Origin of the sequence: Rathayibacter sp. PhB179, from assembly GCF_004345345.1 — a bacterium.
Lineage (GTDB): Bacteria > Actinomycetota > Actinomycetes > Actinomycetales > Microbacteriaceae > Rathayibacter > Rathayibacter festucae.
In genome coordinates this window covers 620,110-641,598 of the sequence record NZ_SLVD01000002.1, presented here as the reverse complement: position 1 = coordinate 641,598, position 21,489 = coordinate 620,110, and the positions used below count along the sequence as shown (strand labels likewise).

Below are 21,489 nucleotides of genomic sequence, written 5' to 3'. Positions count from 1 at the left end.
TGTAGAAGATGCCTCGCAGTCTCAAGAAGGGCCCCTTCGTTGACGACCACCTGCTCCGCAAGGTGTTCACCGCCAACGAAGCCGGCAACAAGAACGTCATCAAGACCTGGTCGCGCCGCTCGATGATCATCCCGGCGATGCTGGGACACACCATCGCGGTCCACGACGGTCGCAAGCACATCCCCGTGTTCGTGACCGAGACCATGGTCGGCCACAAGCTCGGCGAGTTCGCCCCCACTCGGACCTTCCGCGGTCACGAGAAGGACGACAAGAAGGGCCGTCGCCGCTGACGCGGCGACGAGAAGGAGGAGAGAAATGGTGGAGTCGATCGCACGCGTGCGACACATCCGCGTCACCCCCCAGAAGGCTCGCCGTGTCGTGAACCTGATCCGCGGGAAGCAGGCGGAGGAGGCCCTGGCCATCCTCAAGTTCGCCCCGCAGGGTGCGTCCGAGCCCGTCTACAAGCTCGTCGCCTCGGCGATGGCCAACGCTCGCGTCAAGGCCGATGCCTCGAACGAGTACCTCGACGACCAGGACCTGTTCGTGTCCCGCGCCTTCGTCGATGAGGGAACCACCCTCAAGCGATTCCAGCCCCGTGCTCAGGGTCGTGCCTTCCGCATCAACAAGCGCACCAGCCACATCACCGTCGTGCTGGCCACTCCTGAGGAGGGGACCAAGTAATGGGTCAGAAAGTAAACCCCTACGGTTTCCGTCTGGGAATCACCACCGACCACGTGTCGCGCTGGTTCTCCGACAGCACCAAGAAGGGCCAGCGGTACAGCGACTTCCTCGCTGAGGACGTCAAGATCCGCCGGCTCCTCGCCACGCAGCTCGACCGCGCGGGCGTCGCCCGCATCGAGATCGAGCGCACCCGCGACCGCGTCCGCGTCGACATCCACACCGCCCGCCCGGGCATCGTGATCGGTCGCCGCGGCGCCGAGGCCGAGCGCATCCGCGCCGACCTCGAGAAGCTCACCGCCAAGCAGATCCAGCTGAACATCCTCGAGGTGAAGAACCCCGAGGCCGAGGCTCAGCTGGTCGCGCAGGGCATCGCCGAGCAGCTCTCCGCCCGCGTGGCCTTCCGCCGTGCGATGCGCAAGGGTCTGCAGGGCGCGCAGCGCGCCGGCGCCAAGGGCGTCCGCATCCAGGTCTCCGGCCGCCTCGGCGGTGCCGAGATGAGCCGTTCGGAGTTCTACCGCGAGGGACGCGTGCCGCTGCACACCCTCCGCGCGAACATCGACTACGGCTTCTACGAGGCGAAGACCACCTTCGGCCGCATCGGCGTGAAGGTCTGGATCTACAAGGGCGACATCACCAACAAGGAGCTCGCTCGGGAGCAGGCGAACAGCAAGTCGTCGCGCCCCGAGCGCAGCGACCGTCCGCGTCGCGCCCCCCGCCAGCAGAGCGAGGCGCCCGTCGCAGCAGGAGTTGAGGCATAACCATGTTGATTCCGCGTCGAGTCAAGCACCGCAAGCAGCACCACCCGGGCCGTTCCGGCCAGGCCACCGGTGGCACCAAGGTGTCGTTCGGTGAGTACGGCATCCAGGCCCTCACCCCGGCCTACGTGACCAACCGTCAGATCGAGTCCGCTCGTATCGCCATGACGCGCCACATCAAGCGCGGTGGAAAGGTGTGGATCAACATTTACCCCGACCGCCCGCTGACCAAGAAGCCCGCCGAGACCCGCATGGGTTCCGGTAAGGGCTCGCCGGAGTGGTGGGTCGCGAACGTCAAGCCGGGTCGCGTCCTCTTCGAGGTCGCCGGCGTCGACGAGCAGCTCGCTCGTGAGGCCATGACCCGTGCCATCCACAAGCTGCCCCTCAAGGCACGCATCATCAAGCGCGAGGAGGGAGACGCATAATGGCGATCGGATCCAAGGAGCTCGTTCCCACCGAGCTCGACACCTTCGAGGACGAGCGTCTCGTCACGGAGCTGAAGAAGGCCAAGGAGGAGCTGTTCAACCTCCGCTTCCAGTCGGCCACCGGCCAGCTGGACACCAACGGCCGCCTGCGTGCCGTCAAGCGCGACATCGCCCGCATCTACACGGTCATCCGTGAGCGCGAGCTGGGCATCCGCGCCACCCCCGCACCCGTCGAGGCTCCGGCCAAGGCGGAGAAGAAGCCGAAGACCAAGAAGGCCGCCAAGGCCGAGGTCGAGGCGACCGAGTCGAACGAGGAGGCCAAGTAATGGCAACCGTCACTGACAGCGCCGGCCACGAGTCGGCCGCCCACGACATCAAGGAGGCGGGCGCTCGCGGTTACCGCAAGACCCGTCGCGGCTACGTGACCAGCGACAAGATGGACAAGACCATCGTCGTCGAGGTCGAGGACCGGGTGAAGCACCCGCTGTACGGCAAGGTCATCCGCCGCACGTCCAAGGTCAAGGTCCACGACGAGCTGAACTCCGCCGGCATCGGCGACTCCGTCGTCATCAGCGAGACCCGTCCCCTCAGCGCCACCAAGCGCTGGCGCCTGGTCGAGATCCTCGAGAAGGCCAAGTAGGCCCCGGCCCGCTTGAGTTAGCAGGAGAGACACATGCTTCAGCAAGAATCCCGAGTCAAGGTCGCCGACAACACCGGCGCCAAGATGCTCCTCACCATCCGCGTGCTCGGTGGCTCCGGCCGCCGCTACGCCGGCCTCGGTGACGTCATCGTCGCGACCGTCAAGGACGCGATCCCCGGCGGAAACGTCAAGAAGGGCGATGTGGTCAAGGCCGTCATCGTCCGCACCATCAAGCAGACCCGTCGTCCCGACGGCTCGTACATCAAGTTCGACGAGAACGCCGCCGTGATCCTGAAGAACGACGGGGACCCCCGCGGCACCCGCATCTTCGGACCGGTCGGTCGCGAGCTCCGCGACAAGAAGTTCATGAAGATCGTCTCGCTGGCACCGGAGGTTATCTAGTCATGGCCAAGATCAAGAAGGGTGACCTCGTGCAGGTCATCTCGGGCGCGACCCAGGCCCGCGGCGGAGACCGCGGCAAGCAGGGCAAGGTTCTCGAGGTCCTGGTCGAGAAGAACCGCGTCGTCGTCGAGGGTGTGAACTTCGTCAAGAAGCACAACCGCGTCGGCCAGTCGCAGCGCGGCTCGAAGGAGGGCGGCATCGAGACCATCGAGGCCCCCCTCCACATCTCGAACGTCGCGGTCGTCGACCCGAAGACCAAGAAGCCGACCCGGGTCGGCCACCGCAACGTGGCCGTCACCAAGGACGGCGTGACCAAGACGGTTCGCGTTCGCTACGCGAAGGCGTCGGGTGAGGAACTGTAATGACTGACACCACCGCAGTGGCTGCGAAGGTTCAGCCGCGGCTCAAGGCCAAGTACCAGGCCGACATCATCCCCGCTCTCAAGGAGCAGTTCGGCTTCTCGAACATCCACCAGGTCCCCGGCCTGGTCAAGGTGGTCGTGAACACCGGAGTCGGCGAGGCGGCCCGCGACGGCAAGATCATCGACGGCGCCATCAAGGACCTCACCGCGATCACGGGCCAGAAGCCCCAGGTCACGAAGGCCCGCAAGTCCATCGCGCAGTTCAAGCTGCGCGAGGGCCAGGCCATCGGCGCGCACGTCACCCTCCGCGGTGACCGCGCGTGGGAGTTCCTGGACCGCCTGCTCTCGGTGGCGCTGCCGCGCATCCGCGACTTCCGCGGTCTCTCGGACCGCCAGTTCGACGGCAACGGCAACTACACCTTCGGCATCACGGAGCAGTCGATCTTCCACGAGATCGACCAGGACCGCATCGACCGCGTCCGCGGCTTCGACGTGACCGTGGTCACCACCGCGAAGACCGACGACGAGGGTCGCGCGCTGCTCAAGCAGCTCGGCTTCCCGTTCAAGTCGGCGGACAACGCGTAGCACGACCCCCGAGGCCGGAGGGCGGATCACCCGCCCTCCGGCCTCGCTGTGCACCCGCCCGCCCCGCGGCGCGGAAGCACTCTCAGAGCTCCGGTCCTCCTCCGGGAGGATCGGCCGTCGGCCCTCGACCGCCGGCCCTCAGCCGTGTACCATGGCTCGTTGGCCTGCGCTCGCGCGGCCGCATGGGCGTCGACGTCGTCGGCGCCGTCCCACACCACAGGTCGTCACTCTTGTAAAGGGTGCCGAAACCAGGCGAGAAAGGCACCATCAGCCATGACCATGACTGATCCGGTCGCAGATCTGCTGACCAGAATCCGCAACGCGAACTCCGCGCACCACGACTCCATCGCCCTCCCCGGCTCGAAGCTCAAGGCGAACATCGCCGAGATCCTCAAGCGCGAGGGCTACATCTCCGACTGGAAGGTCGAGGAGGCGCGCGTCGGCACGACGCTCTCCATCTCCCTCAAGTACGGACCGAACCGCGAGCGCTCCATCGCCGGCATCAAGCGCGTCTCGAAGCCCGGCCTGCGCGTCTACGCGAAGTCGACCGAGATCCCCACCGTCCTCGGTGGCCTCGGCGTCGCCATCCTGTCCACGTCGAGCGGTCTGCTGACCGACCGTCAGGCCGAGAAGAAGGGCGTGGGTGGGGAGATCCTCGCCTACGTGTGGTAACCCCATGTCGCGAATCGGAAGACTCCCCATCGAGATCCCGGCGGGCGTCGACGTCTCCGTCGCCGGATCCCTCGTCACCGTCAAGGGCCCCAAGGGCGAGCTGACCGTCCCGGTCGCCAGCCCGATCCAGGTCGCCGTCGAAGGCGGCCAGGTCCTGGTCTCCCGCCCCGACGACGAGCGCGAGTCGCGCTCGCTCCACGGCCTCACCCGGACGCTCATCGCGAACGACATCATCGGTGTCACGCAGGGCTACTCCAAGGGCCTCGAGGTCGTCGGAACCGGTTACCGCGTGCTGGTGAAGGGCTCGGACATCGAGTTCGCCCTCGGCTTCTCGCACCCGGTCGTCGTCACCCCTCCCGCGGGCATCTCGTTCACGGTCGAGGGCAACAACAAGGTCACCGTGCACGGCATCTCCAAGCAGGCCGTCGGTGAAGTGGCCGCCAACATTCGTAAGATCCGCAAGCCCGAGCCCTACAAGGGCAAGGGCGTGCGCTACGCCGGCGAGGTCGTTCGCCGCAAGGCCGGAAAGAGCGGTAAGTGATCATGGGACTCGGAACCAGAGGAAAGAGCAAGTCCGCTGCGCGCGGTCGTCGTCACGACCGTCTGCGCAAGAAGGTCGTCGGCTCCGCCGAGCGCCCCCGTCTCGTCGTCAACCGATCGGCCCGTCACGTCTTCGTGCAGATCGTCGACGACTCGCTGGGTCGCACCCTCGCGTCCGCGTCGACCCTCGAGGCCGACCTCCGCGTGTTCGACGGTGACAAGACCGCCAAGGCCCGCCGGGTCGGCGAGCTTCTCGCCGAGCGCGCGAAGACCGCAGGAGTCGAGGCGGTCGTCTTCGACCGCGGAGGCAACAAGTACGCCGGTCGCGTCGCCGCGATCGCCGATGGAGCACGAGAGGCAGGGCTCAACCTGTGACCGCCGCAGAGAGCAAGGAACCCGAGGTCGCCGCCGTGTCGGAGGCCCCCGTCGAGACCGCTGCGTCCACGCAGCCCCAGCAGGAGGCTCGCGAGCCCCGTCGTGGCGGCCGTGACCGCAACCAGGGTGGCCGCGACCGCGGTGGCCGCGACTCCGAGAAGAGCCAGTTCCTCGAGCGCGTCGTGACCATCAACCGCGTGTCGAAGGTCGTCAAGGGCGGTCGTCGCTTCAGCTTCACCGCGCTCGTCGTCGTCGGCGACGGCAACGGACTCGTCGGAGTCGGCTACGGCAAGGCCCGCGAGGTCCCCACCGCCATCTCCAAGGGCGTCGAGGAGGCGAAGAAGAACTTCTTCCGCGTCCCGCGCGTCGGCTCGACCATCCCGCACCCCGTCCAGGGTGAGGCCGCTGCCGGTGTCGTGCTCCTGCGCCCCGCGTCGTCGGGTACCGGTGTCATCGCCGGCGGTCCCGTCCGCGCCGTGCTCGAGTGCGCCGGCATCCACGACGTCCTGAGCAAGTCGCTCGGCTCGTCGAACACCATCAACATCGTCCACGCGACGGTGACGGCCCTGCAGCAGCTCGAGGAGCCGCGCGCCGTCGCCGCTCGTCGCGGGCTCGACTTCGACCAGGTCGCGCCGCCCCGGCTCGTCCGTGCCGAGGCCGACGCCCTCGCCGCCGCGTCCAAGTCGAAGGCAGGTGCCTGATGGCCCAGCTCAAGGTGACCCAGATCAAGTCGAAGGTCAGCGAGAAGCAGTACCAGCGCGACACGCTGCGCTCGCTCGGCCTCAGGAAGATCGGTCAGAGCGTCGTCCGCGAGGACAACTCTCAGAACCGCGGATACGTGAAGACCGTCGCCCACCTGGTGAAGGTCGAGGAGATTGACTAATGGCTGAGAAGAACCAGGCCGTCGCGGAGTCCACGACTCCCGCGCAGGCCTCGACCAAGGAGCACGTGCTCAAGGTCCACCACCTCCGACCCGCAGTGGGCGCCAAGAAGGCGAAGACTCGCGTCGGCCGCGGTGAGGGATCCAAGGGAAAGACCGCCGGTCGCGGCACCAAGGGCACCAAGGCCCGCTACCAGGTGCGCGTCGGCTTCGAGGGTGGGCAGATGCCGCTGCACATGCGCACCCCGAAGCTCCGCGGCTTCAAGAACCCGTTCCGCGTCGAGTACCAGGTCGTGAACCTGTCCGCTCTCGCGGAGCTCTACCCTCAGGGCGGCGACGTCACCATCAGCGACCTGGTCGCGAAGGGTGCCGTCCGCAAGAACGAGAAGGTCAAGGTTCTCGGCGACGGGGACATTGCGGTTACGCTGAACGTCGCGGTCGACAAGGTCTCCAGCTCCGCCGAGCAGAAGATCGTCGCCGCGGGCGGATCCATCAAGTAGCACCAGCAGCTTGTCGGTCGGGCTTGCCACGACGACTCCCCACGGGCACCTCGCCCCTGGAGAGCGCGTGGCAAGCTCGACCTGTATCCCGCACCAAGAACTGAGCAGGAGACCCTAGGTAGATGTTTGGCGCCGTAGCGCGGATCTTCCGCACCCCCGACCTCCGCCGCAAGATCGGCTTCACTCTCGCGATCGTGGCGATCTTCCGGCTGGGATCCTTCATCCCCGCTCCGTTCGTCGACTTCGAGGCCGTCCAGGCCTGCCTCGCCGGCAACCAGGGCACTTCGGGTCTCTACGAGCTCGTGAACCTCTTCAGCGGTGGAGCCCTGCTCCAGCTGTCGATCTTCGCGCTCGGCATCATGCCGTACATCACGGCGTCGATCATCGTGCAGCTCCTGCGCGTGGTCATCCCGCACTTCGAGACCCTCTACAAGGAGGGCCAGTCGGGCCAGGGCCGTCTGACGCAGTACACCCGCTATCTCACGATCGCGCTGGGCGTCCTGCAGTCGACCACCCTCATCACCGTCGCCCGCTCGGGCGCGCTGTTCGGCAACTCCGGTGTCCCGGAGTGCTCGGCGCTCATCATCACCGACGAGTGGTACTCCATCCTGCTCATGGTCATCACCATGACCGCGGGCACCGGCATCATCATGTGGATGGGCGAGCTCATCACCGAGCGCGGCATCGGCAACGGCATGTCGCTCCTGATCTTCACCTCGATCGCCGCCCAGTTCCCCACCTCGCTCTGGTCGATCGCGCAGTCGCGCGGCTTCGAGACCTTCCTCCTGGTCCTCGCGGTCGGGCTCGTGCTCGTCGTCGCGGTCGTCTTCGTCGAGCAGTCGCAGCGGCGGATCCCCGTGCAGTACGCCAAGCGGATGGTCGGGCGCAGAACGTACGGCGGCAACAACACGTACATCCCGATCAAGGTCAACATGGCCGGCGTCGTGCCCGTCATCTTCGCCTCGTCGCTGCTGTACCTGCCCGCGCTCATCGCGCAGTTCAACCAGCCCGCGGCCGGCCAGGAGGCGCCGTTCTGGGTGACCTGGATCACGAACTACCTCACCAAGGGCGATCACCCGCTCTACATGGCGCTGTACTTCCTGCTGATCGTCGGCTTCACCTACTTCTACGTCGCGATCACCTTCAACCCGGACGAGGTCGCCGACAACATGAAGCGCTACGGCGGCTTCATCCCCGGCATCCGCGCCGGCCGTCCGACCGCCGAGTACCTGAACTACGTGCTGACCCGGGTGACGCTGCCCGGCTCGGTCTACCTCGGTCTGATCGCGCTCGTGCCCCTCGTGGCGCTCGCGCTCGTCGGCGCCAACCAGAACTTCCCGTTCGGCGGCACGTCCATCCTGATCATCGTCGGAGTCGGACTCGAGACGGTGAAGCAGATCGACTCCCAGCTGCAGCAGCGCCACTACGAAGGGCTCCTCCGATGACCTCGACCCCGGTCGGCTTCCGTCTGCTGCTGATCGGCCCTCCGGGCGCCGGCAAGGGGACTCAGGCCGCTCGGCTCAGCGAGGTCCTGAAGGTCCCCGCGATCTCGACCGGAGACATCTTCCGCGCCAACGTCGCCAACGAGACCGAGCTCGGCCTGCAGGCCAAGTCCTACCTCGACGCCGGCCGCTACGTGCCCGACGAGCTGACCAACGCGATCGTGCACGACCGGCTGCAGGAGGCCGACGTCTCGACGGGCTTCCTCCTCGACGGCTACCCGCGCACCACGGAGCAGGTCGACGAGCTCGACCGCATCGTCGCGGCGGACGGCAACCGGCTCGACGCGGTCGTGCAGCTGACCGCCGATCCCGACGAGGTCGTCGCACGTCTGCTCAAGCGCTCCGCGGAGCAGGGCCGGAGCGACGACACCGAGGAGGTCATCCGGCACCGTCTCGCTCTCTACGAGGAGCAGACCGCGCCGCTGATCGACATCTACGCCGCGCGCGGGCTCGTCATCGTCGTCGACGGCCTCGGCCCGGTCGACGAGGTCACCGAGCGCATCGTCGTCGCCCTCGAGGGCCACCGCGTCGGTCGCCTCGTCGGCGACTCGCCGGCCGCCTGACCCGTGGCGCTGCGCTCCTCCCTCTACAAGACGCCGGCCCAGCTGCGGTCGATGATCGCGCCCGGGCTGGCGACCGCCGCGTCCCTGGACGCTGTCCGTGCCGCCGTGCGACCCGGCGTCAGCACGCTCGAGCTCGACGCGATCGCCGAGGCCGCGATCGTCGCGCTCGGTGGGCACTCGAACTTCCAGCTCGTGCCGGGCTACCGGCACACGATCTGCGCCTCGGTGAACGAGGAGGTCGTGCATGGGATCCCCGGCGGCCGCGTCCTCGAGCCCGGCGACATCGTCTCCATCGACAGCGGCGCCGAGATCGACGGCTGGAACGGCGACTCCGCCCTGACGATCGTCCTGCCCGACGCCGAGCGCCCCGACGAGGTCGCGCGCCGCGAGGCGCTGTCCCGCGTCACCGAGGGCTCGCTCTGGCGCGGCATAGCGGCTCTCGCGTCGGCGCGGCACCTCAACGAGGTGGGCGCGGCGATCGAGGAGTACATCGAGGACGAGGCGGAGGCCTCCGGCGCCGTCTACGGCATCCTCACCGACTACATCGGCCACGGCATCGGCAGGACGATGCACGAGGCGCCGCCGGTGTTCAACTACCGGGTGCGCCAGCGCGGCCCGGAGGTGAAGCCCGGTCTCGTCGTCGCCATCGAGCCGATGGTCACCGCGGGCAGCGCCGAGACGGTCGTCCGCGAGGACGACTGGACCGTCGCCACCATCGACGGCAGCATGTCGGCGCACTGGGAGCACTCGGTCGCGGTGCACCGCGACGGCATCTGGGTGACGACGCTCGCCGACGGCGGCGCCGCCGGCCTCGCGCAGTACGGGATAGTGCCGACGCCGATCGCGTAGGGGAGGACTTCGTCGCGGTGATGCGACCCATTGAGGGTCGCCGTCGCGTTGTCGAGTCTTCCGCGGTGAGGGCGGTCCACTGGACCGCCCGGCTGGCCGCCTTGGAGGAGCTGGTCAGGGTGACCGACAGCTAGCTGTCGATCACCCTGACCAGCTCCTCGATGAAGCCGCCGAAGTCCGCGGAGCGGCGGATCAGGCGCTGCACCTCCGCGCGGTCGGCGAAGACCTCGACGAACTGGTCGAAGACGGACTGGAAGCTGCTGCGGCCGGCGGAGGCGAAGGCGATCATCGCGATCACGTTCACCCGCTGCTCGCCCCACGCCATCGGCACGTCGTTGACGACGATGGCGATCGCGGTCCGGCGCGCACTCATCGCCATCGCGTGCGGGACGGCGAGGTTGTCGGTGAACGCGGTGGAGCTCATGCGCTCGCGCTCGATCGCGCCGTCGACGTAGTCCTCGTCGATGATGCCGTCGGCGATCATCCGCTCGCCGAGCAGCCGGATCATCGCGGCTTCGTCGCGCGCGTGCACGTTCCGGAAGAAGAGCGACTCGTCGAAGAACTGCAGCAGCTCGTCCTTGATCCTCGCGCGGCGGCGGTGCCGGCGCACCCGGGCGATGGCGCGGCGCACGGCGTCCACGTCGTGGTCGGTGAGGAACGGCTGCACCACGACGACGTCCTCGGAGGCGGGCCGCTCGTCGATCGTGGTGATCACCAGATCCGCGGTCAGGCGGTCCCAGTCGACGTCGCTCCGGGTGATCAGCGAGCGGACCTCCACCTCGGTGCCGAGCGAGCGCTCGACCCGCAGCCGCAGCATGTGCGCGAGGTCGTAGTAGTTCGGGCAGACGATGACGCAGGAGAGCCGCTCCTCGCGCCGGGACACCCGCTCGAGGAAGGAGCCGACGTGCAGGGCGATGTAGGCGATCTCGTCCTCGTTGACGGTGATCCCGCGCAGGCGCTGCAGTCCGCTCGCGAGGAACACCGCGATCTCGTAGGTCATCGGGAAGCTGGTCTTGATCGAGCGGGTGAGCGGGTTCCGTGAGTAGCCGCCCTCGGCCGCCCGCGCGACGAGGTTCCGCACGTGCAGCGCGAGGCGGACGATGAAGCCCTCGTCGTCGAGGTCGACGAGGTACGCCTCGTTCACATCCGCGACGAGCTCGCGGACGACGGCGACGTCCTCCGGATCGAGGTAGTTCTCGACGACGGCGGCGACGGGCTCGTTCTGCCCCGGCGTCGCCACCCGCGTCGTCATCAGGATCGCCAGCTGGGCGAGCTCGGCGTCGGTGAGCCGCGTGGCGAAGTGGCGCTCGACGAGCTCGGCGAGCAGCGCGGCGAGCTCGCCGTGCACCGCGGGGGAGGGGCGCGAGCCGGACGGGTCGCCGATGCCCCGGGAGACGCGGTCGACGGCGATCGCGATGTGCAGCAGCACGCTGTTCACGCCGTAGTCGTTGATGTAGTAGCCGCGGGTCTCGAGCTCGGCCAGCAGCTCGGTCTTGAACGCGCCGAGACCGGGGGAGGCGAACTCGCGCTGCACGTCGTCCAGCGTGAAGACGCCCTGCGCGCTCTCGTCGCGGAACATCCGCGAGATCAGCCGGCGCCGGGCCTCCTCGCTGCCCTCGAGACGAATGGAAGGGCCGCGGCGCACGAGGGCCAGGCCGGACTCGTCCGCCAGCGCCTTCACCCGGCGCAGATCGGCGTCGATCGTCGACTCGCTGACGGAGAGCGTGTCCGCCAGTGCCGCGAGGTCGAGTCCCTCGTCGGAGTCGACCAGGCGCCGGACGATGCTGTACAGCCGGTCGCGCGGGGTGTCCGGCTCGTCGTCGCGGAGCAGCCGGGTCTCGAGGAACGCCGTGTACGCGTCGCGCGCGAGCCGGTAGCCGTTGGCCGACGACTCCACGGGCTCGAGCGGGGCCGCCTGGGCCTTCACCGCCGTCACGTAGCTGCGGACGCTCCGGGTGGTGACTCCGAGCCGGTCGGCCAGCTCGTGCGCGGTCACCCAGCCGTCGGCGCGGGAGAGGTACTCCAGCAGTCGTTCGCGGTTGTCAGGCATCGGTCTTCCAGTCAACCATCTCCGGGTCGGCGGGGTCGGACCCGCGCCGAAGCCGCCGGGAGCGCTCTTCCGCCCCCGCGGAAGATTGTCTGCGGGGGCGGACGCGCGGCCCCCGAGATGCTTGGATGAGGCAAGACCCGGACGCGAGGAGGCGAACGAGGTGCGCACGATCCTGATCGTCTGCGGTGCAGGCGCGTCGAGCACGTTCCTGGCCCACCGGCTGCGAGCGGGCGCGAAGCAGCGCGGCATCGATGCCGTGTTCCGATCCGAGACCCTTCCCGGTCTCGCGGACGCTCTGCCCCAGGCGGACGTCCTCCTGGTCGGACCGCACCTCGAGCCGCAGTTCGACGAGCTCCGCCAGCGCGCGGTGCACGTCGGCGCCGCGGCAGCACTCCTCCCGCACGACGTCTTCGGGGCGCACGGTGCCGATGCCGTGCTCGACACCCTTCCCGTCCTCTTCGCCGCTCGCGCGGTCGTCGCAGGATCGGACGGGGACGCCTCACCTCCCGCCCCGGGCCTCGCGCCCGGCGCCGGGAACCACTGACGCAGTTCCGACTGCAGGATCAAGGAGAAACGTTCATGGTCGAGCGCACCGTGCAGGTTGCATCGTCGAAGGGCCTCCACGCCCGCCCCGCCTCGCTCTTCAGCCAGGCCGCGGCGAAGTCGGGTCAGAAGGTCCTGGTGAAGAAGGGCGAGGGCACCGCGGTGAACGCGGCCTCGATCCTCGGCATCATCTCGCTCGGCATCGAGCACGGCGACTCGCTGACCCTCTCCGTCGAGGGCGACAACGAGCAGGCGATCCTCGACGAGCTCGCGGAGTTCCTCTCCACCGACCACGACGCTTAAGACCCCTCGCCCCACCGCCCTCTCACCGACGAGACGCACGACAGGAACCGGGAACCCATGACGCTGTCCACTCCTTCCACCGCCTACGCCTCCGCGAAGCTCCAGGGCACCGGAGTCGGCCGCGGCCTGGCCCTCGGGCCGGTGCTGCGCATGCCCGACCCGCTCCCCGAGCCCGAGGACACCGCCAGCACCCGCTCCGTCGCGCAGGAGGAGGAGCGCGCGGTCGCCTCCCTGTCGGCGACCGCCGCGACCATCCGCCACCGCGGTGAGCGCGCCGGCGGCTCGGCGAAGGACGTCCTCGACGCGCAGGCGCTGATGGCGGAGGACCCCTCGCTCGCGGACGACGTCAAGGCGCGGCTCGCGACCGGCAAGACCGCCGAGCGCGCGGTGCACGAGGCGTTCGCCGGCTTCCGCGATCTGCTGGTCGCGATGGGCGGCTACATGGCCGAGCGCGCGACCGACCTCGACGACGTCTCGCAGCGGGTCGTCGCCCACCTGCGCGGCGTCCCGGCGCCCGGCGTCCCGGAGTCGGACGAGCCGTTCGTGCTCGTCGCCCGCGACCTCGCGCCGGCCGACACCGCGCTGCTCGACCTCGAGAAGGTCCTCGGCCTGATCACCAGCGACGGCGGCCCGACCTCGCACACGGCGATCCTCGCCCGCGAGAAGTCCATCACCGCCATCGTCGGCACCACCGGCGCGCTCGACCTGCGCGACGGCCAGCTCGTCATCCTCGACGCCTCCTCCGGCGTCGTGACGGTGAACCCGTCCGACGTCGAGATCGGCGACGCGAAGTCCTCGATCGCGGAGCGCGCCGAGATGCTCGCCGCCCCCGTCGTCCCGGGCGCCCTCGCCGACGGTCACGCCGTGCCGCTGCTGGCGAACCTCGGCTCGGCCGACGGCGCCGAGAACGCCGTCGAGCTCGGCGCGGAGGGCGTGGGCCTGTTCCGCACCGAGTTCCTCTTCCTCGACGCGAAGGAGGCCCCGACCGTCGCCGAGCAGGCCGAGCAGTACACCCGCCTCCTCGCCGCCTTCCCCGGCCGCAAGGTCGTGGTGCGCGCGCTCGACGCCGGCGCCGACAAGCCGCTCGCCTTCCTCAACGACAACCACGAGGAGAACCCGGCGCTCGGCCTCCGCGGACTCCGCGCCCTGCGCGCGAGCGAGCAGATCCTCCGCGACCAGCTCACCGCGCTCGCCCAGGCCGATGCCGCGACCGACGCCGACCTGTGGGTCATGGCGCCGATGGTCGCGACGGTCGACGAGACCCGCTACTTCACCTCCATGGCCAAGGAGCTCGGGATCCGCACCGCCGGCGTGATGGTGGAGGTCCCCTCCTCCGCCCTGCTCGCCGACCGGATCCTCGGAGTCGCCGACTTCGCCTCCATCGGCACCAACGACCTGACCCAGTACACCCTGGCGGCGGACCGGATGCTCGGCACCGTGTCCGCCTTCCAGGACCCGTGGCACCCCGCCGTCCTCCGCCTCGTCGGCGAGGTCGGCCGCGCGGGCGCCGCACTGGGCAAGCCCGTCGGCATCTGCGGCGAGGCCGCCGCGGATCCGCTGCTCGCCGTGGTCCTCGTGGGCCTCGGCGCGACGACCCTCTCGATGTCGCCGTCGGCTCTCGCCGACGTCCGCGCCGAGCTGGCCGAGCACACCCTCGAGGACGCGAGGCGCTACGCCGAGCTCGCCCTCGCGGCCGACAGCGCGGCGGACGCCCGGTCCGCCGTCACCGAGGCGATCGCCGCCTCTTGATCCCGGGGATCGCGCGGCCCGCATCCGCGCGATCCTCCGCAGCACCACCCCGCACCACCCGCACCACGGCACGACCCCTGCACCACCCCGTCTCGTCCCGCCCCGCGGGAGCCCGGCCCGCCTCCGGAGCGACCGGATCTCCCACCCTCAGAATCGGAGAACACACCACATGACAACGACGTCAGCGACGTCGACGCGCGGAGGTACGCGCGTCCACGTCCAGCGATTCGGCACCTTCCTCTCGGGGATGGTCATGCCGAACATCGCGGCCTTCATCGCGTGGGGTCTCATCACCTCGCTCTTCATCGCCGCGGGCTGGCTGCCCAACGGCATCCTCGGCGGCTTCGGCGACGCGGCCCAGATCGGCTGGGAGGGTGCCCGCACCCAGCTCGCCGCCGGTGAGGACGGCGCGACCTTCCAGCAGTACATCGGTCTCGTCGCCCCGATGATCACCTACCTGCTCCCGCTGCTCATCGCGAACACCGGTGGCCGCATGGTCTACGGCCAGCGCGGTGGCGTGGTCGCCTCGATCGCCACCATGGGCGTCATCGTCGGCGCCACCATCCCGATGTTCCTCGGCGCCATGATCATCGGCCCGCTCGCCGCGTGGCTGATGAAGAAGGTCGACTCGATCTGGGACGGCAAGATCAAGCCCGGCTTCGAGATGCTGGTCAACAACTTCTCCGCCGGAATCCTCGGCATGCTCCTCTCGCTGGGCGCGTTCTTCGGCATCGCGCCGATCATCTCGTTCCTCACCAAGATCCTCGGCGACGGCGTCGACCTCCTGGTGAACGCGGGCCTGCTGCCGCTGACCTCGATCTTCATCGAGCCGGCCAAGATCCTGTTCCTCAACAACGCCATCAACCAGGGCGTCCTCACCCCGCTCGGCACCGTCATGGCGCAGGACCAGGGCAAGTCGTACCTGTTCCTGCTCGAGGCCAACCCCGGCCCCGGCATGGGCGTGCTGCTCGCCTTCGCGATCTTCGGTGTGGGCATCGCCCGCGGCTCCGCCCCCGGCGCCGCGCTGATCCACTTCGTCGGCGGCATCCACGAGATCTACTTCCCCTACGTGCTGATGAAGCCCGCGCTCGTCGCGGCCGTCATCCTCGGCGGCATGACGGGCGTCGCGACCAACGTCGCGTTCGACTCCGGCCTCGTCGCCCCGGCGTCCCCGGGATCGATCATCGCGGTGCTCCTGCAGACCTCGCGTGACAGCTACCTCGGCGTGATCCTCTCGGTCCTGCTCTCGATGGCCGTGTCGTTCGTCGTCGCGTCGTTCATCATCCGCGGCAGCCGCAAGCGCGACCTCGACGCCATGGAGGCCGGAGACGACAAGCTCGCCGCCGCCGTCGCCGCCAACTCGTCGAACAAGGGCAAGGAGAGCGCCGTCGGCTCGCTCCTCAACGCGAGCGGCGCGTCCAACCAGGACGGCGCCTCGGCGACCGCCACCGCCACGCAGGTGCGCAACATCGTCTTCGCCTGCGACGCCGGGATGGGATCGTCCGCCATGGGCGCCTCCGTCCTGCGCAACAAGATGAAGAAGGCGGGCTTCGAGGACGTCACGGTCACCAACAAGGCGATCGCGGCCCTCGAGGACGACGTCGACCTGGTCATCACCCAGGCCGAGCTGACCGAGCGGGCGCGCCAGCGCACGCCGGGCGCGATCCACGTCTCCGTCGACAACTTCATGAACAGCCCCAAGTACGACGAGGTCGTCTCGCTCGTCGCGGAGCAGCACGGCAAGTAGTCGGGAACACCCCTGAGGGAGCCCGTAGGGTGCGATGTGGCGGAGACGCTCCGCTCGCCCCTGCGGGTTCCCTCATTCGTTCACCACCCACGGAAAGGACGCACGCCATGAGCGATGTGCTCACCATCGGACAGATCAACGCCTCCGGCACCGCCACGTCGAAGGAGACCGCCATCAAGGAGGCCGCCGACATGCTGGTCGGCGTCGGCGCCGTCACGCCTGCCTACCACGAGGCGATGCTCGCCCGCGAGGCGACCGTCTCCACCTACATGGGCAACCTGCTCGCCATCCCGCACGGCACGAACGACGCGAAGGACGAGATCCGCTCCTCGGCGCTCTCCTTCGTCCGCTACGCGCAGCCGATCGACTGGGACGGCAACGAGGTCCGCTTCGTCGTCGGCATCGCCGGCGTCAACAACGAGCACCTCGAGATCCTCTCGAAGATCGCGATCATCTTCTCCGAGGAGGACGAGGTGCAGAAGCTCCTCGACGCCCCGGACGCGCAGTCGCTCTACGCGCTGCTGGGCGAGGTCAACTCCTGATGCCCACCGCCGTCCACTTCGGCGCCGGCAACATCGGCCGCGGCTTCGTCGGGCTGATCCTGCACGGTGCCGGCTACGAGCTCGTCTTCGCCGATGTCAACGCGGCGCTGATCGATCAGCTCGCCGCCGCCGACAGCTACGAGGTGCACGAGGTGGGGGAGTCGTCCGCGACGCACGTCGTCGACGGCTTCCGCGCGATCAACTCGGCGAGCGACGAGGAGGCCCTCGTCCGCGAGATCGCCGCCGCCGACCTCGTCACCACCGCGGTGGGTCCGAACATCCTGCGCTTCGTCGCCCCGGTGATCGCGAAGGGCCTCGCCGCCCGCGCGGACTCCGCGCCCCGCCTCGCCGTGATGGCCTGCGAGAACGCGATCAACGCGACCCGGCTGCTGCAGACCGAGGTCGCCGCGAGCCTCGGTGCGGACGAGTGGGAGCGCCTGCGCTCCCGCGCGGTCTTCGCGGACACCGCGGTCGACCGCATCGTGCCGAACCAGGCGGCCGGCCAGGGTCTCGACGTCACGGTCGAGAGCTTCTTCGAGTGGGTCGTCGACCGCACGCCGTTCGAGGGCTCCGAGCCCGAGATCCCCGGCGCCACCTGGGTCGACGATCTCGAGCCGTTCATCGAGCGCAAGCTCTTCACGGTGAACACCGGGCACGCCACCGCGGCGTACGTCGGCTTCGCGGCCGGCGCGCACAAGCTGTCGGACGCGCTCGCGCTGCCCGAGGTGCACGACGCGGTGAAGGCCGCGCTCGAGGACACCAAGACGCTGATCGTCGAGAAGCACGGCTTCAGCGACGAGGAGCAGGAGGCCTACCTCCGGAAGACGCTGAAGCGCTTCGCGAACCCGGGTCTGACCGACACGGTGGACCGGGTCGGGCGCCAGCCGCTGCGCAAGCTCTCGCGGCACGAGCGCTTCATCGGCCCGGCGGCCGAGCTCGCCGAGCGCGGGCACGTGCCGAGCGGACTTCTGACGGCGATCGGCGCGGCCCTCCGCTTCGACGTGCCGGAGGACCCGCAGAGCGTCGAGCTGAAGGAGAAGCTGGCGGCGCTGTCGCCGGAGGAGTTCGTCGCCGAGGTGACCGGCCTCGGCGCGGACCACCCGCTGTTCGCGCAGGTCGTCGCGGTCGTCCGCGGCTGATCTCGCGGGTCCGCGTCCGAAGGGGCGGGATCGGGTGCTCCGGCATCCGGCTCCGCCCCTTCGCGGTTCCGGGGGCGGGCCGGACTAGAAGAGGCGCCAGCGGGTCAGCGGCCAGGCCACGGCGAAGACGCGCCCGACCACCCTCTCGATCGGCACCGTCTTCACGCAGGAGTCGATCGGGCCCGGCGCCCCGCGGCAGTCGCCGAGCGAGTCGTTGGAGTTCGAGCGGTGGTCGCCGAGGACGAAGAGCGTGTCCTCCGGCACCGTGTACTCCTGGAAGCAGCGGGTGGAGGCGGGCTGCGAGTCGCAGTCCTGGGTGCCGGGGGTGAACGGGAAGTCCTCGAAGACGTAGTCGCCCGCGAGCGGCTGCCCGTCCACGAGCACGTGCCCCTCGGCGTCGCAGCAGGAGACCGTCTGGCCGGCGGTCGCGATCACGCGCTTCACGAGGAACTCCTCGTGCGACGGGCCGATGCTCGTCACGTCGCCGAAGTACTTGACCGCCTCGGAGAGCGGGTTCCCGACCGCGTCCGTCGCGCCCCAGCGCGCGTCGCGAGAGAAGACGACGATCTGCTCCGACTCAGGCTCGCCGTGCAGGGCCGCGGTGCGGTCGACCAGGATGCGGTCGCCGAAGAAGCCGCCGCCCTGCAGGGTGTTCTCCATCGAGCCGGTCGGCACGGTGTACACCTTCACGAAGAACGTCTGCACGAGGGCGATGACGACGATCGCGACGAGCACGGTCACCAGGGGGTGCGAGTACCAGCTCCGCGGGCTCCTCGCCGTGCCGTCCGTCGTCTTCTCCGTGCGCGCCATCCGCGGTCCCTTCGACGAGGGAGAGCCTAGGCGGCGGCCGTCGTGCTCGCGCTCCGCGGCGCGCACACCGCCGTCCGCGGCGGGTGCCCGCCCCCGCCCTGAGGCGACACGCCCGGGCTGGCGGAGAAGCGGGGATTCGCGTAGTATCGACCCTTGGTGTTTGCGCGTGCTCCGGCACGCCCGCGCACCGCTCCCCGGGCTCCGCCCGGGGGGAGGATCGTCGCGGAAGCATTCGCACGACCAGTACACACACTACTTCCGAACGACAGTGAGGCTATGGCCAAAAAAGACGGTGTCATCGAAATCGAAGGTGCGGTTGTCGAGGCGCTCCCCAACGCGATGTTCCGCGTGGAGCTCACCAACGGACACAAGGTTCTCGCCCACATCTCGGGCAAGATGCGTCAGCACTACATCCGCATCCTCCCCGAGGACCGCGTGATCGTGGAGCTCAGCCCCTACGACCTGACCCGCGGCCGGATCGTCTACCGCTACAAGTAGACGTTCGCTCCGCTCAGTTCGCGACGTGCGTGTCCTGTAAGGAACGGCCCCGGCATCCGCCGGGAGCACGACGCCAGCGAAAACAAGGAACAGAACAATGAAGGTCAACCCCAGCGTCAAGCGCATCTGCGACCACTGCAAGATCATCCGCCGCCACGGCAACGTGATGGTCATCTGCAGCAGCAACCCCCGCCACAAGCAGCGCCAGGGCTAGTCCTCCGGGACTCCCGGCGCTCCTGCGAGGAGCGCGGGCGGGAAACCGCCCAGCAGCACGGCAACACACCACCCCGCAACGTCAGAAATCGCGCAGCGCCCCGGGTCTCCCGGGGTGAACGGCGAGGACACCTTCGGTCGGAGGCCGAGGCACCGACGTTGCTTCACACCTCCACTCACTCACAGGAGAAGCCACCATGGCACGTCTGGCAGGAGTAGACATTCCGCGCGAGAAGCGCGTGGAGGTCGCACTGACCTACATCTACGGAGTCGGCCGCACCAGCGCGCTGAAGACGCTGAGCGACACGGGGATCGACGGCAACATCCGCGTCAAGGACCTCACCGACGACCAGCTCGTCGCGCTCCGCGACTACATCGAGGGCAACTACAAGGTGGAGGGAGACCTCCGCCGCGAGGTCGCCGCCGACATCCGCCGCAAGGTCGAGATCGGGTCCTACGAGGGCATCCGCCACCGTCGCGGCCTCCCGGTCCGTGGACAGCGCACCAAGACGAACGCTCGCACCCGCAAGGGCCCGAAGCGCACCGTCGCCGGCAAGAAGAAGGCCGGCCGCAAGTAACGCGGGCGACACGGACCTAGAGGAGATAACAAGTGGCTACCCCCAAGTCGGCCGCGCGCAAGCCGCGCCGCAAGGAGAAGAAGAACATCGCTGTGGGCCAGGCCCACATCAAGTCGACGTTCAACAACACCATCGTGTCGATCACCGACCCCGCCGGGGCCGTCATCAGCTGGGCCTCGTCCGGTGGAGTCGGCTTCAAGGGCTCGCGCAAGTCGACGCCGTTCGCCGCCCAGCTCGCTGCCGAGTCGGCCGCGCGTCAGGCGCAGGAGCACGGCATGAAGAAGGTCGACGTCTTCGTGAAGGGCCCGGGCTCGGGTCGCGAGACCGCGATCCGCTCGCTCCAGGCCGCAGGCCTCGAGGTCGGCTCGATCAACGACGTCACCCCGCAGGCGCACAACGGCTGCCGCCCGCCGAAGCGCCGTCGCGTCTAACGCAGCACTCGCAGCCGTCGGCCGGCCGAACGAAGCGCTCTCCAGCGCGACGTGAGGCCGGCCGGCGGATCGCGCATTTCTTTCACAACTTCAGACTCGCAAACGCACGTGTCATATAGCGGACACGTGATCGAAAGGAATCAACAGTGCTTATCGCACAGCGTCCGACGCTCACCGAGGAGAACATCTCGGAGTTCCGTTCCCGCTTCGTCATCGAGCCCCTCGAGCCCGGCTTCGGCTACACGCTCGGCAACTCGCTGCGTCGCACCCTGCTGTCCTCCATCCCCGGCGCCGCTGTCACCAGCATCCGGATCGACGGAGTCCTGCACGAGTTCACGACCGTCCCGGGCGTCCGCGAGGACGTCACCGAGATCATCCTGAACATCAAGGGACTCGTCGTCTCCTCCGAGCACGACGAGCCGATCACCGCCTACCTGCGCAAGCAGGGCGCCGGCCAGGTCACCGCCGCCGACATCTCGGCTCCGGCCGGTGTCGAGATCCACAACCCGGACCTCGTCATCGCGACCCTGAACGACAAGGCGAAGTTCGAGCTCGAGCTCACCATCGAGCGCGGCCGCGGCTACGTGTCGGCGACCCAGAACCGCAGCGAGTTCTCCGAGGCCGGCCAGATCCCGGTCGACTCGATCTACTCGCCCGTGCTCAAGGTCACCTACCGCGTCGAGGCCACCCGTGCCGGCGAGCGCACCGACTTCGACCGCCTCGTCGTCGACGTCGAGTCGAAGCCGGCGATCACGCCGCGCGACGCCATCGCGTCGGCCGGTCGCACGCTGACCGAGCTGTTCGGACTCGCCCGCGAGCTGAACAACGCGGCCGAGGGCATCGAGATCGGCCCCGCGCCGGTCGACGCCGTCCTCTCGACCGAGCTGTCCATGCCCATCGAGGACCTCGACCTCTCGGTGCGCAGCTACAACTGCCTCAAGCGCGAGGGCATCAACAACGTCAATGAGCTCGTCGCCCTCTCGGAGACGCAGCTCATGAACATCCGCAACTTCGGTCAGAAGTCGGTGGATGAGGTCAAGGAGAAGCTGACGGAGCTGGGCCTGTCGCTGAAGGACTCGGTCCCCGGGTTCGACGGCGCCCACTTCTACAGCTACGACGACGAGAGCATCTAGGTCTCCGCTCCGGCGTTCGACCT

31 protein-coding genes are annotated in these 21,489 nt (G+C 68.9%); 29 read left to right on the top strand and 2 right to left on the bottom strand.

Annotation, left to right across the window (positions count from 1 at the left end; genetic code table 11):
• Nucleotides 1–8: 8 nt before the first annotated feature.
• The 18 genes from rpsS to map all read left to right on the top strand — a co-directional run bounded on the left by rpsS (nucleotide 9) and on the right by map (nucleotide 9,730).
• A complete protein-coding gene (rpsS, locus tag EDF43_RS06830) occupies nucleotides 9–290 on the top strand; it encodes a 30S ribosomal protein S19 (RefSeq protein ID WP_055787078.1) in 282 nt (93 codons plus the stop codon).
• A gap of 25 nt (nucleotides 291–315) precedes the next feature.
• Nucleotides 316–681 (top strand): 50S ribosomal protein L22, encoded by a 366-nt coding sequence (gene rplV / locus EDF43_RS06825; protein WP_123445044.1) that lies wholly within the window; start codon nucleotides 316–318, stop codon nucleotides 679–681.
• Nucleotides 681–1,439 carry a 30S ribosomal protein S3 gene (gene rpsC, locus EDF43_RS06820; RefSeq protein ID WP_056037327.1) on the top strand — a complete coding sequence of 253 codons (759 nt, stop codon included), beginning with the start codon at nucleotides 681–683 and terminating at the stop codon, nucleotides 1,437–1,439. The genes rplV and rpsC overlap by 1 nt, the downstream gene beginning before the upstream one ends.
• Nucleotides 1,440–1,441: 2 nt before the next feature.
• Complete coding sequence (gene rplP / locus EDF43_RS06815) at nucleotides 1,442–1,861, top strand: 50S ribosomal protein L16 (protein WP_123445045.1); 420 nt, start codon at nucleotides 1,442–1,444, stop codon at nucleotides 1,859–1,861.
• Nucleotides 1,861–2,187 carry a 50S ribosomal protein L29 gene (rpmC, locus tag EDF43_RS06810; RefSeq protein ID WP_056037322.1) on the top strand — a complete coding sequence of 109 codons (327 nt, stop codon included), beginning with the start codon at nucleotides 1,861–1,863 and terminating at the stop codon, nucleotides 2,185–2,187. The genes rplP and rpmC overlap by 1 nt, the downstream gene beginning before the upstream one ends.
• Nucleotides 2,187–2,501 (top strand): 30S ribosomal protein S17, encoded by a 315-nt coding sequence (gene rpsQ, locus EDF43_RS06805; RefSeq protein WP_123445047.1) that lies wholly within the window; start codon nucleotides 2,187–2,189, stop codon nucleotides 2,499–2,501. Before rpmC ends, rpsQ begins: the two co-directional genes overlap by 1 nt.
• Nucleotides 2,502–2,534: 33 nt before the next feature.
• Nucleotides 2,535–2,903, top strand: a complete 369-nt coding sequence (rplN, locus tag EDF43_RS06800; protein ID WP_123445048.1) for a 50S ribosomal protein L14 — start codon at nucleotides 2,535–2,537, stop codon at nucleotides 2,901–2,903.
• Between the two features lie 2 nt (nucleotides 2,904–2,905).
• A complete protein-coding gene (gene rplX, locus EDF43_RS06795; RefSeq protein WP_123445049.1) occupies nucleotides 2,906–3,265 on the top strand; it encodes a 50S ribosomal protein L24 in 360 nt (119 codons plus the stop codon).
• Entirely contained in the window at nucleotides 3,265–3,849 is a 585-nt protein-coding gene (rplE, locus tag EDF43_RS06790) for a 50S ribosomal protein L5 (protein ID WP_123445050.1), read from the top strand. The genes rplX and rplE overlap by 1 nt, the downstream gene beginning before the upstream one ends.
• A 273-nt stretch (nucleotides 3,850–4,122) precedes the next feature.
• The gene (gene rpsH / locus EDF43_RS06785; RefSeq protein ID WP_123445051.1) at nucleotides 4,123–4,521 is read left to right on the top strand and encodes a 30S ribosomal protein S8; all 399 of its coding nucleotides are present in this window, start codon (nucleotides 4,123–4,125) and stop codon (nucleotides 4,519–4,521) included.
• 4 nt (nucleotides 4,522–4,525) lie between these two features.
• Nucleotides 4,526–5,062, top strand: coding sequence for a 50S ribosomal protein L6 (gene rplF, locus EDF43_RS06780; RefSeq protein ID WP_123445052.1), 537 nt, complete (start codon nucleotides 4,526–4,528; stop codon nucleotides 5,060–5,062).
• 2 nt (nucleotides 5,063–5,064) lie between these two features.
• A complete protein-coding gene (rplR, locus tag EDF43_RS06775) occupies nucleotides 5,065–5,436 on the top strand; it encodes a 50S ribosomal protein L18 (RefSeq protein ID WP_123445053.1) in 372 nt (123 codons plus the stop codon).
• Nucleotides 5,437–5,471: 35 nt separating this feature from the next.
• Nucleotides 5,472–6,137, top strand: coding sequence for a 30S ribosomal protein S5 (rpsE, locus tag EDF43_RS06770; RefSeq protein ID WP_173287519.1), 666 nt, complete (start codon nucleotides 5,472–5,474; stop codon nucleotides 6,135–6,137).
• Nucleotides 6,137–6,319: a 50S ribosomal protein L30 gene (gene rpmD, locus EDF43_RS06765; RefSeq protein WP_173232138.1), complete on the top strand. Its 183-nt coding sequence runs from the start codon at nucleotides 6,137–6,139 to the stop codon at nucleotides 6,317–6,319. The genes rpsE and rpmD overlap by 1 nt, the downstream gene beginning before the upstream one ends.
• Complete coding sequence (gene rplO, locus EDF43_RS06760) at nucleotides 6,319–6,816, top strand: 50S ribosomal protein L15 (RefSeq protein WP_123445055.1); 498 nt, start codon at nucleotides 6,319–6,321, stop codon at nucleotides 6,814–6,816. The genes rpmD and rplO overlap by 1 nt, the downstream gene beginning before the upstream one ends.
• 122 nt (nucleotides 6,817–6,938) lie before the next feature.
• Nucleotides 6,939–8,261, top strand: a complete 1,323-nt coding sequence (secY, locus tag EDF43_RS06755) for a preprotein translocase subunit SecY (protein WP_123445056.1) — start codon at nucleotides 6,939–6,941, stop codon at nucleotides 8,259–8,261.
• Nucleotides 8,258–8,881, top strand: a complete 624-nt coding sequence (locus tag EDF43_RS06750) for an adenylate kinase (RefSeq protein ID WP_123445057.1) — start codon at nucleotides 8,258–8,260, stop codon at nucleotides 8,879–8,881. Before secY ends, EDF43_RS06750 begins: the two co-directional genes overlap by 4 nt.
• Nucleotides 8,882–8,884: 3 nt before the next feature.
• On the top strand, nucleotides 8,885–9,730 hold the full coding sequence (map, locus tag EDF43_RS06745) for a type I methionyl aminopeptidase (protein ID WP_132436036.1): 846 nt from the start codon (nucleotides 8,885–8,887) through the stop codon (nucleotides 9,728–9,730).
• A 130-nt stretch (nucleotides 9,731–9,860) separates the two neighbouring features.
• On the opposite strand, the gene EDF43_RS06740 is transcribed toward map, so the two are convergent.
• Nucleotides 9,861–11,780, bottom strand: a complete 1,920-nt coding sequence (locus tag EDF43_RS06740) for a BglG family transcription antiterminator (RefSeq protein ID WP_132436035.1) — start codon at nucleotides 11,778–11,780, stop codon at nucleotides 9,861–9,863.
• Between the two features lie 160 nt (nucleotides 11,781–11,940).
• Here EDF43_RS06740 and EDF43_RS21735 point away from each other — a divergent pair, with 160 nt between their 5' ends.
• From EDF43_RS21735 to EDF43_RS06710, 6 genes are all read left to right on the top strand, one after another.
• The gene (locus EDF43_RS21735) at nucleotides 11,941–12,324 is read left to right on the top strand and encodes a PTS sugar transporter (RefSeq protein WP_165909035.1); all 384 of its coding nucleotides are present in this window, start codon (nucleotides 11,941–11,943) and stop codon (nucleotides 12,322–12,324) included.
• A 35-nt stretch (nucleotides 12,325–12,359) separates the two neighbouring features.
• A complete protein-coding gene (locus EDF43_RS06730; protein WP_123702116.1) occupies nucleotides 12,360–12,626 on the top strand; it encodes an HPr family phosphocarrier protein in 267 nt (88 codons plus the stop codon).
• Between the two features lie 57 nt (nucleotides 12,627–12,683).
• Nucleotides 12,684–14,375, top strand: coding sequence for a phosphoenolpyruvate--protein phosphotransferase (ptsP, locus tag EDF43_RS06725; RefSeq protein WP_123735033.1), 1,692 nt, complete (start codon nucleotides 12,684–12,686; stop codon nucleotides 14,373–14,375).
• A 169-nt stretch (nucleotides 14,376–14,544) separates the two neighbouring features.
• Entirely contained in the window at nucleotides 14,545–16,122 is a 1,578-nt protein-coding gene (locus tag EDF43_RS06720; protein ID WP_123735034.1) for a PTS mannitol transporter subunit IICB, read from the top strand.
• Between the two features lie 107 nt (nucleotides 16,123–16,229).
• Entirely contained in the window at nucleotides 16,230–16,664 is a 435-nt protein-coding gene (locus EDF43_RS06715; protein ID WP_123445065.1) for a PTS sugar transporter subunit IIA, read from the top strand.
• Nucleotides 16,664–17,803, top strand: coding sequence for a mannitol-1-phosphate 5-dehydrogenase (locus EDF43_RS06710; protein WP_132436033.1), 1,140 nt, complete (start codon nucleotides 16,664–16,666; stop codon nucleotides 17,801–17,803). The genes EDF43_RS06715 and EDF43_RS06710 overlap by 1 nt, the downstream gene beginning before the upstream one ends.
• A gap of 84 nt (nucleotides 17,804–17,887) precedes the next feature.
• Here the strand turns inward: EDF43_RS06710 and lepB are convergent, their stop codons facing one another.
• Entirely contained in the window at nucleotides 17,888–18,613 is a 726-nt protein-coding gene (lepB, locus tag EDF43_RS06705) for a signal peptidase I (RefSeq protein WP_132436032.1), read from the bottom strand.
• Between the two features lie 276 nt (nucleotides 18,614–18,889).
• On the opposite strand from lepB, the gene infA reads away from it, so the two are divergent.
• The 5 genes from infA (at nucleotide 18,890) to EDF43_RS06680 (ending at nucleotide 21,466) form a co-directional block, all read left to right on the top strand.
• A complete protein-coding gene (infA, locus tag EDF43_RS06700) occupies nucleotides 18,890–19,111 on the top strand; it encodes a translation initiation factor IF-1 (RefSeq protein ID WP_022883252.1) in 222 nt (73 codons plus the stop codon).
• A gap of 97 nt (nucleotides 19,112–19,208) precedes the next feature.
• Entirely contained in the window at nucleotides 19,209–19,325 is a 117-nt protein-coding gene (rpmJ, locus tag EDF43_RS06695) for a 50S ribosomal protein L36 (RefSeq protein ID WP_055787164.1), read from the top strand.
• A gap of 196 nt (nucleotides 19,326–19,521) precedes the next feature.
• Nucleotides 19,522–19,902: a 30S ribosomal protein S13 gene (gene rpsM / locus EDF43_RS06690; RefSeq protein WP_056037260.1), complete on the top strand. Its 381-nt coding sequence runs from the start codon at nucleotides 19,522–19,524 to the stop codon at nucleotides 19,900–19,902.
• Nucleotides 19,903–19,934: 32 nt separating this feature from the next.
• Entirely contained in the window at nucleotides 19,935–20,333 is a 399-nt protein-coding gene (gene rpsK, locus EDF43_RS06685) for a 30S ribosomal protein S11 (protein WP_056037257.1), read from the top strand.
• Nucleotides 20,334–20,479: 146 nt separating this feature from the next.
• Nucleotides 20,480–21,466, top strand: a complete 987-nt coding sequence (locus tag EDF43_RS06680; protein WP_123445069.1) for a DNA-directed RNA polymerase subunit alpha — start codon at nucleotides 20,480–20,482, stop codon at nucleotides 21,464–21,466.
• Nucleotides 21,467–21,489: the final 23 nt, after the last annotated feature.